General features: G+C 62.5%; 10 protein-coding genes. 2 read left to right on the forward strand and 8 right to left on the reverse strand.

Annotation, left to right across the window (positions count from 1 at the left end):
• Positions 1–40: 40 nt before the first annotated feature.
• From NKH95_RS21380 to NKH95_RS21410, 7 genes are all read right to left on the reverse strand, one after another.
• Positions 41–961, reverse strand: coding sequence for an ABC transporter permease (locus tag NKH95_RS21380; RefSeq protein WP_031213469.1), 921 nt, complete (start codon positions 959–961; stop codon positions 41–43).
• Complete coding sequence (locus tag NKH95_RS21385; protein ID WP_352721481.1) at positions 961–2,091, reverse strand: ABC transporter permease; 1,131 nt, start codon at positions 2,089–2,091, stop codon at positions 961–963. The genes NKH95_RS21380 and NKH95_RS21385 overlap by 1 nt, the downstream gene beginning before the upstream one ends.
• Positions 2,088–3,665: an ABC transporter ATP-binding protein gene (locus NKH95_RS21390; RefSeq protein WP_023811886.1), complete on the reverse strand. Its 1,578-nt coding sequence runs from the start codon at positions 3,663–3,665 to the stop codon at positions 2,088–2,090. The genes NKH95_RS21385 and NKH95_RS21390 overlap by 4 nt, the downstream gene beginning before the upstream one ends.
• 133 nt (positions 3,666–3,798) lie before the next feature.
• Entirely contained in the window at positions 3,799–4,776 is a 978-nt protein-coding gene (locus NKH95_RS21395; protein ID WP_352759856.1) for a quinone oxidoreductase family protein, read from the reverse strand.
• A 44-nt stretch (positions 4,777–4,820) separates the two neighbouring features.
• On the reverse strand, positions 4,821–5,639 hold the full coding sequence (gene pcsA, locus NKH95_RS21400; RefSeq protein ID WP_023811884.1) for a phosphatidylcholine synthase: 819 nt from the start codon (positions 5,637–5,639) through the stop codon (positions 4,821–4,823).
• On the reverse strand, positions 5,636–6,250 hold the full coding sequence (locus NKH95_RS21405) for a DUF1326 domain-containing protein (RefSeq protein WP_023811883.1): 615 nt from the start codon (positions 6,248–6,250) through the stop codon (positions 5,636–5,638). The genes pcsA and NKH95_RS21405 overlap by 4 nt, the downstream gene beginning before the upstream one ends.
• Before the next feature lie 14 nt (positions 6,251–6,264).
• Entirely contained in the window at positions 6,265–7,203 is a 939-nt protein-coding gene (locus tag NKH95_RS21410; RefSeq protein ID WP_023811882.1) for a DUF2182 domain-containing protein, read from the reverse strand.
• A gap of 71 nt (positions 7,204–7,274) precedes the next feature.
• On the opposite strand from NKH95_RS21410, the gene NKH95_RS21415 reads away from it, so the two are divergent.
• Positions 7,275–8,486 (forward strand): UbiH/UbiF family hydroxylase, encoded by a 1,212-nt coding sequence (locus tag NKH95_RS21415; protein ID WP_352892868.1) that lies wholly within the window; start codon positions 7,275–7,277, stop codon positions 8,484–8,486.
• Here NKH95_RS21415 and NKH95_RS21420 read toward each other — a convergent pair.
• Positions 8,463–9,425, reverse strand: a complete 963-nt coding sequence (locus NKH95_RS21420; RefSeq protein ID WP_352892872.1) for an AEC family transporter — start codon at positions 9,423–9,425, stop codon at positions 8,463–8,465. The genes NKH95_RS21415 and NKH95_RS21420 overlap by 24 nt on opposite strands.
• 125 nt (positions 9,426–9,550) lie before the next feature.
• On the opposite strand from NKH95_RS21420, the gene hspQ reads away from it, so the two are divergent.
• The gene (hspQ, locus tag NKH95_RS21425) at positions 9,551–9,874 is read left to right on the forward strand and encodes a heat shock protein HspQ (RefSeq protein ID WP_023811879.1); all 324 of its coding nucleotides are present in this window, start codon (positions 9,551–9,553) and stop codon (positions 9,872–9,874) included.
• The last annotated feature ends 123 nt before the right edge of the window (positions 9,875–9,997 follow it).

Raw genomic sequence — 9,997 nt, forward strand, 5'->3', positions numbered from 1 at the left:
CTCTGAGTTAAGCCTTGGAGCTTCCCGTTTGTTTTTATTGTCAACGATCCGGAACGAATGGCTGCCCCAAGGAAGCCGGCGTGTTCATCATCGTCAGACGCTTGTTGCGCGAGATTAGAACGAGAACCACGACGGTTGCCAGATAGGGCAGCGAAGAAAGGAACTGCGAGGGCACCGGAATGCCAAAAGCCTGTGCATGAAGCTGGCCGATCCACACCGCGCCGAAGATGTAGGCGCCGGCCAGCACCCGCCATGGCCGCCAGGAGGCGAACACCACCAGCGCCAGCGCGATCCAGCCGCGGCCGGCACTCATGTTCTCCACCCATTGCGGCGTGTAGACCAGCGAGAGATGGCCGCCGGCAAGGCCGGCACAGGCACCGCCGAAGATGACCGCGAGGTAGCGATAACGGATCACCTTGATGCCAAGCGCATGCGCCGAGGTGTGGCTGTCGCCGATCGAACGCAGCGTCAGTCCGGTCCGGGTCTTGAACAGGAACCACATGACGGCCGCGGTCAGCGCGATCGAGATGTAGAAGATCGGATCCTGCCCGAACAGCAGCCTGCCGACCACAGGGATTTCCGTCAGGCCGGGAATGTAGAGGTTGGGCAGCCTTTCGCCGGGCTGGCCGACGAAGCTGGTGCCCATCATGCCGGACAGGCCAAGGCCGAGCAGCGTCAGCGACAGGCCGGTCGCCACCTGGTTGGTGGCCAGCGACAGCGTCATGACGGCAAACAGCAGCGAGAATACCGCGCCCATGGCGATTGCCGCCAAAAGGCCGATCCAGGGCGAACCGGTGAGATAGGTCGCGCCGAATCCGCCGACGGCGCCCATGATCATCATGCCTTCGACGCCGAGATTGAGCACGCCGGAGCGCTCGACCACCAGCTCGCCGATTGCCGCGATCAACAGCGGCGTTGCCGCGGTGGCGATGGTCAGAAGGATGTTTACGGTGATGTCCATCAACGGGCTTCCTTCAGCTTCGGTGCGGCTTCGAGTTTGGCCACGCCTTCCGGTTTGGTCAGCGCCAGGCCGATCACGCGGATGCGGTAGTGGATGAGCGTGTCGCAGCCGAGCACGAAGAACAGCAGCATGCCCTGGAACACCCGCGCCACCTTGTCGGAAATGCCGAGCGCGCTTTGCACCGCTTCGCCGCCGAGATAGGTCAGTGCCAGAACCAGTCCGGCGGCAACGATGCCAAGCGGGTTGAGACGGCCAAGGAACGCCACGATGATGGCGGTGAAGCCATAGCCGGGCGAAATGACAGGCTGCAGTTGCCCGATGGCGCCCGAGACCTCGGAGATGCCGGCGAGTCCCGCCAGCGCGCCTGACAGCAGGAAAGCAAAAAAGACCATGCGGTTGAGGCCGAAGCCGGCGAAGCGCCCTGCCCGCGGGCTTGAGCCCAGCACGCGCACCTCAAAACCTTTCAGCATGCGGCTCATCAGGATCCAGACCAGCACCGCGGCGACCAATGCGAAGACAAAACCCCAGTTTGCCCGCCCGGCATCCGGCATCAGCTCCGGCAACACGGCCGAATCGTTGAACTGGATGGTCTGCGGGAAACCATGGCCCTGCGGATCGCGCCAGGGTCCGCGCACCAGCCAGTCGAGGAAGAGCTGCGCGACATAGACCAGCATCAGGCTGGTCAGTATCTCGTTGGTGCCGAAGCGAGTCTTGAGCAGAGCCGGGATCGCCGCATAGGCCGCGCCGCCGACCATGCCGAGCAAAAGCATCAGCGGCAGCACCAGCGGACCTTCGAACTGCGGAAACAGCACCGGAATCATCGAACCGGCAATGCCGCCGAGGATGAACTGGCCTTCGGCGCCGATGTTCCAGATGTTGGCCTTGTAGCAGACCGACAGGCCGACAGCGATCAGGATGAGCGGCGCTGCCTTGATCGCCAGTTCATGCAGCTGCCAGACCTGGCTGATCGGCTCGATGAAATAGATATTGAACGCGGTCAGGGGATTGACACCGAGCAGCGCGAACATGACGGCGCCGGCAATGATGGTCAGCGCAAAGGCGATGAACGGCGACAGGGCCGAAAAAAGCATGGAACGCTGCGGGCGTTTGACGAGTTCGAGGCGCATCATGCCGTCTCCAGCGAGTGTTCGGCGTGGCCTGGTTCGGCGCCGCCCATCAGCAAACCTACCTTTTCGAAGGTTGCCTCGGCGATCGGCATCGGCTTCGACAGCTCGCCATTGTGCATGACCGCGATCGCATCCGATATCTCGAACAGCTCGTCGAGATCCTGGCTGATCACCAGCACCGCCGATCCGCTGCGCGACAGCTCGATCAAGGCCTGGCGGATGTGGGCGGCAGCGCCCGCGTCGACGCCCCAGGTCGGCTGGTTCACCACCATGACGCTCGGCCGGCGGTCGAGTTCACGGCCGACGATGAATTTCTGCAGATTGCCACCCGAAAGGGCCGCAGCCTCCGGATCCGGCGCACTCTTGCGCACATCCATCGCCTCGATGATGCGCTGGGAGGCGGCTTGGATGGCACCGCTCTTCACCATCCCGCCGGAACCGACGAACGCCTTGCCGTCGGTGGCATGGCGCGACAGCAGCAGGTTTTCAGAAAGCTTCATGCGCGGTGCCGCACCGTGGCCGAGGCGCTCCTCCGGCACGAAGGCGGCGCCCAGCAGTCGGCGTCCGGTGATGCTAAGGCCTCCCGCATCCTTGCCACGAATGCGCACCGAGGCGGCATTCTGCTGCAGCACTTCGCCTGAAACGGATTCGAAGAACTCGCCCTGGCCGTTGCCGGCGACGCCGGCGATGCCGATCACCTCGCCAGCGCGGACGTTCAGGTTGATGCCCTTGAGCGGTATCGAGAACGGTGTTGCCGGTTTGCGATTGAGATTGCGGATTTCGAGCAGCGGTGGCGCCTTGTCGATGCCCTCGACCGGCGCGCGCACCACGGCCTGCACCTCGTTGCCGACCATCATGCGAGCCAGCGAAGAGGCTGTTTCCTCACGCGGATTGCAGTGGCCGACCACCTTGCCGTGACGCAGCACCGTGGCGCGGTCGCAGATGCGTTTGACCTCTTCGAGCCGGTGCGAGATGTAGAGGATGGATTTGCCTTCCGAGCGCAAACGCTCCAGCGTCTCGAACAGCTTGTCGGCTTCCTGCGGCGTCAGCACCGAGGTCGGCTCGTCGAGGATGATGAGCTGCGGCGTCTGCAGCAGGCAGCGGATGATCTCGATGCGCTGGCGCTCACCCACCGACAGGTCGCCGACAAGCGATTCAGGATCGAGCGGCAGGCCATAGCTGAAGGAAAGCGCCCTCGCCTTGGCCGCGATGCTGCTGATCGGCGAGCCGTCGTCCAGCGATAGCGCGATGTTTTCGGCCGCGGTCAGCGCCTCGAACAGCGAAAAATGCTGGAACACCATGCCGATGCCGAGTTTTTTCGCGGCGCCGGGGTTGGAAATCCTGACCGCCTGGCCGTTCCAGAAGATCTCTCCGGAATTGGGCTCCAGCGAGCCGAACAGCATCTTGACCAGTGTCGACTTACCGGCGCCGTTTTCGCCGAGCAAAGCGTGGATTTCACCTCTGGCGATGTCGAGATCGATGTGATCGCACGCCGTCAGCGTGCCGAATATCTTGGTGAGGCTACGCACCTCGAGCAGGTTCGTGCCGTCCTGATTTGCACTCACAGTGCCTCCCATCTGGTTAGCCAGACATGTTCTGTGTTCCCGCAGGCATGGTAGGCGCGGCCGGCTCTCATCGGAAAGCGGCACGCGTCTTGAAAGAGCTTCAAGAATTTCAGCGGAAATTCAAGGGATAGCAAGGCAGAACGAACTAAGGGATGAGAATGGTCGTCCCTGTGGTCCTGCGGCCCTCGAGATCGGAATGCGCCTTGCCGGCGTCTTTGAGCGCATAGCGCTGGTTGATCTTGATCTTGACGGCGCCACTGAGCACGACTTCGAACAGGGCAGCGGCGGAGGCCTCGAGGTCTTCGCGCTTTGCGTTGTAGACGAACAGCGTCGGCCTTGTAGCGAACAACGAGCCCTTCTGAGCCAGCAATGACATGCTGAACGGCGGTATAGGTCCGGAGGACTGGCCGAAGCTGACGAACATGCCGAGCGGCCTCAGGCAGTCGAGCGAAGCCGGAAACGTGTCGTTGCCAACCGAATCGTAGACGACATCGCACTTCCTGCCGCCGGTGATGGCAGCAACCCCGGCGACGAAATCCTGTTCCTTGTAGTTGATGACATGGTCGAAACCATGCGCCCTCGCGAGCTCGATCTTGTCGGACGAGCTGGCGGTGCCGATGACGGTCGCGCCGAGGTGTTTTGCCCATTGGCCGAGGATCAGCCCGACGCCGCCGGCCGCGGCGTGGAACAGGATCGTGTCGCCTGCCTTCACCTTGAACGTCCGGCGCAGCAGATATTCCGCCGTCATGCCCTTCAGCATCATCGCGGCGGCCTGTTCGTCGCTGATGCCATCCGGAACCTTGACGACCCGGCTGGCATCGATGACGCGCTCTTGCGCATAAGCCCCCGTCGTCACCGCATAGGCGATGCGATCGCCCGGATTCAGCCAGTCGACGCCCTGGCCGACCTCCAGCACCACGCCGGCGGCTTCGCTGCCTGGCACGAGCGGGAAGCCGCCGGGCGGCGGATAGAGGCCAGAGCGATGATAGACATCGATGAAATTGAGGCCGATCGCGGTGTGCCGGACCAGGATCTGCCCGGATCCCGGCTGACCGAGGTCGGCGTCCTCGTAGGTCAGGACTTCCGGGCCGCCGTTGGCGTGAATGCGGATCGCTTTGGACATTGCTAGGCTTCCTGTGGGGCTAGGCTCTCTGTGGGAGTGGCTGATCAGGCCTTTTTGGCACCGAGATTGGGAAAGAACTGCATGATGCCACCGATGCAGGCAAGGTAAAGCCCGGTGATGGTGATGCCGATCTTGGTGAAGGTGCTGACCTGCTCGCCCAGCACGCCGATCTGATCGTAGAAGGCAGCGAGTGCCGCCTGGGCCAGGGCAAGCGCGCCGAAAGCGCACCACAAGAGAGTCATCCCAAGGTTGATGCGCCGCAGCCGCACCACCCGCACCGGGTGGATGAAGTTGATCGGTACGAAAGTCAGGACGCCGGCCACCACCACCACCGCAAACGAAACCCATTGTCCGGGCTCGATGACGAACAGGGTGAACACCACCATGTTCCAGACCACGGGGAACCCCTTGAAGAAATTCTCCTTCGTCTTCATGCCGGTGTCGGCATAGTAGATGGCGCTGGAGACGACGATGATCGCCGCAGACAGGAATGACAGGCCCTCGCCCATGAAGCCGCGCTGATAGAGCGCGAAGGCCGGGATCAGCACGTAGGTCACGTAGTCGATGATGTTGTCGAGCAGTTCGCCCGACCAAGTCGGCAGGATTTCCTTGACCTCGAGCTTCCGCGCGATCGGCCCATCGATGCCGTCGACGAACAATGCCAGCCCGAGCCACCAGAACATCGCCGTCCAGCGCTCTTCGCTTGCCGCTACCAGCGACAGGAAGGCCAGGAACGACCCCGAGGCGGTCAAGAGGTGGACGGAGAACGCCCTCGCCTGTGGCCAGGTGACCTTCTTCTTCGGGCGCGGAATCCGGTCCGTGATCTTTTTGGCGGCTTTTCGGGCCGTTGTGTTCTTGCTCACGGGCCCCGCCAATCCAGCTTGCAGATTTCGGCCGAACGGCCGGCGAAATTCCAGTTGCGGCCGAAAGCCCGCATCTTGCTCTTGTCGGACCTTGCCACGATGATCTCAGGCGCGATCCAGTATTCCGAATTGCTGATCACCGTATCCTTGTCGCGATCCTTGCCGGGGATGGGTGTCACCGCCCCGTCGATGATCCTCGGTATCTGGAAGATACGCGTCTTGTCACGCGTCTCATAGGTGATCGGCACTTGTTCGACGCCGAGGAATTTGCCGACCAGGATGGAGAGCAGCGATGTGGTTCCGCCTGCCTTGCCCGTGAAGATCTTTGTCAGCGCCTTGACCGCGTAGACAGAGGCGCGGCTGTCGATGAACAGGCCCGCGGTCCAGTTGCCGCGGCTCATGTAGCCGGGAATTTCCATGACCAGCCCGAGATTGAGGCCGGACAGATCTACTTCACCGAAATGGCCGGCATCGATGCGAAATCCCGCCCAGGTCTGGCAATAGCCTTCGGTCGGCGGATGATTGCCAAGCGACAGCACGCAGGGGCAAAAAACCGTGCAATTGCAGGAGAGTACGAGCTCTCCCTTCATCGCCCAGCTCTGGTCTGCCATCGATTTTCCCCCACTCACAGCGAGACTACTAGCAGCGCGGCTGCCCAGACAAGCAGTATCGCACCGGCCAGCCGGGTTGGAACCCTGCTGGCGGTTTGTTTTTCGATCAGGGTGAACAGCCCGATCAACGCCATCCAGAAAATGTTCATGACGCCAACGGCGAACATCACCAGCATCAAGGCCCAGCAGCAGCCGAGACACCACAGACCTTGCGCGACACCGAGCCGAAAGATGTTAAGGGGCCTCGCGCTCCAGTTCGAAAACAGGACCGAGAACGGGTTCTTGCATTTCTTCAGGCAAGCCTCCTTCAGGCCGCTGAACTGGTAGAGGCCGGCAATCAGGAGAGCGAGCGCACCGGCAACGCCGACGACCGGATCCAGCATCCCGGCTGACGAGGCGAATGCATGGGCGGCCAGGGTCAGCGCCGCGAACATCATTGAAGCGGCGAGCCAGACGCTGAGGTAGCCGGCGACCAGCACCAGCGGGTGAACGACCGGTTCGCCCTTGATGCGAGCCGTGTCAGTGATTTCGCAATAGGTGCGGATCATCGGCGCCGCCGAAGGCAGCATCGTCGCGATCGCCATCAGGAACCACATGAAAACGAGCGCGCCGGCCTGCAAGCCGAGACTTGTGTCCAAAGGCACCGGTGAGAGGCACAGCACAAAGAACCGTTCCAGGAAATCGGGCAGCGGCAGTTGCGGCAGGCTGCGCAGGATCGTGTCGCCGGGGGCGCTGACGCCTGCAATCCCGCCTTCGGCGCCGCGGATTGCCATCGCGGCAAGGGTCAGCCAGGCAAGCAGGATGCAAGCGCCGACAACGACGTTTACCGTGACGCGAGGACTGCGCGCGATGCCGGCCATGGCGCGGCCGGCGCGGTCGAGATGCCTGAAGTCGTCCTGCTGGCCGGTCATGACATCCGAATGGGCCGAATCGCCGCGTTGATCAAGCGGCATGATCTGACCTATATGCTCATCGAACGGCAGGTCGGGTGGACCCGCCTCGCCTTGCAAGCCGGAAGCCGATCTTGGAGCATCAGCAAACTGCGCGGATACTGGTTGCCGGCACTGGGCCGGCAGGACTGATCGCGGCGCTCGGTTTTGCCGCCGAAGGTTTCCCGGTGACGCTGGTCGGGCCGGAGCCCACTGCCCCCGACGGCCGCACGACGGCTCTGATGAACCCTGCCTTGAAAGTGCTCGACCGGCTTGGCGTGCTCGAAGCCGTCAAATCCAAGGCGGCGGCCCTAAAAGTGATGCGCATCGTCGACGCCACCAGCCGGCTGATCCGCAGCCCGGTCGTCACCTTCCGTGCCAGCGAGATCGACGAGGACCAGTTCGGGCTGAACCTTCCCAACAGCGTCCTCAACCCGGCACTCGCCAGCGCCGTTGCCGCGCATGCCGGCATCGACTGGCTGATGTCGATGGTGGCGAACTGGCATCTCGATGCCGAGCACGTCCATGCCGTCCTGGCCGACGGCAGCACGGTCGACGCATCACTGGCGGTCGCAGCCGACGGACGGCTGTCGCCGGCGCGCCAGGCCGCCGGCATCTCGACCTCGGCCCGGTCCTACCCGCAGGCAGCTCTCGTCCTCAATTTCGGCCATAGCGCCGACCATGCCTTCACCTCGACCGAATTCCACACCGAGACCGGTCCATTCACGCAGGTCCCGCTGCCCGGCAATCGCTCCAGCCTGGTCTGGGTGGTCAAGCCCGAGACCGCGACCGACCTCGCCGCACTGGACGATGCGACGCTTTCTGAGCGGGTCGAACAGCAGATGCAGTCGATGCTGGGCCGGGTGACGGTCGAGCCGGGCAGGCAGATCTATCCGCTTTCGGCGGTGACGCCACTGCGTTTCGCCCGAGATCGGGTGGCGCTGGTCGGCGAAGCCGCCCATGTGTTTCCCCCGATTGGTGCGCAAGGCCTCAATCTCGGCATCAGGGACGTCGACGATCTAATTGGAATCGCTCGTGAAAATAGAGCCGATCCAGGTGCAGCCAAGGCGCTTGCAGCCTACGATTTCAAGCGCCGCCCCGATATTCTGGCGCGCAGCAGCGCGGTCAACCTGCTCAACATGTCGCTGCTTTCCGACATGCTGCCGGCGCAGATGGCCCGCGTTGCCGGGCTCGGTGTGCTCGGAGGCTTCGCGCCGCTTCGGGCTTTTTTCATGCGCGAGGGACTTCGTCCCGGCAGCGGTTTTGCCGCGCTTGCTGGCGGGTTAGGGAAACAGGTCCGGCGCTAGGATATTGTGCCGGATCAGGTAGAGCAGCCCGGTGACGGTCACGACCGACAGGCAGGTTGTGATCAGCACACTGGCCGACGCGCGCTGTACCCAGACGCCATACTGCTGGGCGATGACGAAGACGTTGGTGGCGGTCGGCAATGCCGCCAGAAGCACCGCCGAGAAGACCCATGTCTCAGAAAAATGGCCGATCCAGCTCAGCACGACATAGCAGAGCAACGGGTGCAGGATCAGTTTCAGCGCCGCAATCGGAACCATCTCATGCGGGACGCGATTGAGCGGCCTGAGCGCCAGGGTGACGCCCATGGCAAACAGCGCGCAAGGTGCGGCCGCCCGGGAAAGATATTCCAGAAGTCGCTCCACCGGCACGGGCGGTCGAAAGCCGATATAGGCGGCGCCGACACCCAGGGCGGTTGCGATGATGAACGGGTGCAGCACGATCTTGCGCACGACACCCAGCGCAAGCCGGAGAGGAGTGGTCTTCTCGTCGCCCGACAGCGCCATCATCATGGGTGCGACGGCGAAATGCATGATGTTCTCGAAACAGAAGATCAGGGCGACCGGCACGGCAGCCTCCTCGCCGAAGGCCAGCAATGCCAGGCCCGGCCCCATATAGCCGATATTGCCATAGGCGGCCGCGAGCGCCTTGATGGTCGATTGCGCTATCTCGCCGCGCGAGGTCAGCACCGACCCCATGAACATCAAGGAAAATATCATGAAGGTCGAGACGACCGAACCGAAGATGAAGCGCCATTCCGTCAGGTCTTCGAACGGCGTCTTGGCGAGCAGTTGGAAGAAAAGGGCCGGCAGCGCGACATAGACGATGAACGTGTTCATCCAGCCGAGCGCCTCCAGCGGCTGCCTGGTGATGCGCGCCACCAGAAACCCGACAAAAATCAAGCCGAAGAACGGAAGAACAAGACCGATGACGTCAGACATTTTTATGCTGGTCCGAAACCTTGGCGCCGGGCTAGCCCGTTGCTTAATAGGGCGTCAAGCGCCTCGGGATTGAATTGATGCGCGGTCTGCGCCAAATAAGCCCAAGGAATTCAGTGGTGAGTACGATGAAAACAGCCAAATTCGCAATCGGACAGGTGGTTCGCCACCGGCTGTTTCCATTCAGGGGCATCATTTTCGACGTCGACCCGCAATTCGCCAACACCGACGAGTGGTACGAAGCCATCCCCGCCGACGTTCGGCCGCGCAAGGATCAGCCTTTCTATCATCTGCTCGCCGAGAATTCGGAGACCGAATACATCGCCTACGTCTCCGAGCAGAATCTGCTTGAGGATCAGTCGGGTGAGCCAGTCCGGCATCCGCAGATCAAGGAGATGTTCGACAAGAGGCCGGACGGCGGCTACCAGCCGAAACGGCAGTCAAGGCACTAACCCGCGGAGAGACGGGCACAAAAAAAGCGGGGCATGACCCTAATGCAGTTCACTTAAGTTGGGCTGGATGAGGATCTGGTAAGACCTATCGAACAGGATGGAGATTCGTTTCCATCCTGTTCG

Origin of the sequence: Mesorhizobium sp. M0848 (assembly GCF_040319805.1) — a bacterium.
Taxonomy (GTDB): domain Bacteria; phylum Pseudomonadota; class Alphaproteobacteria; order Rhizobiales; family Rhizobiaceae; genus Mesorhizobium.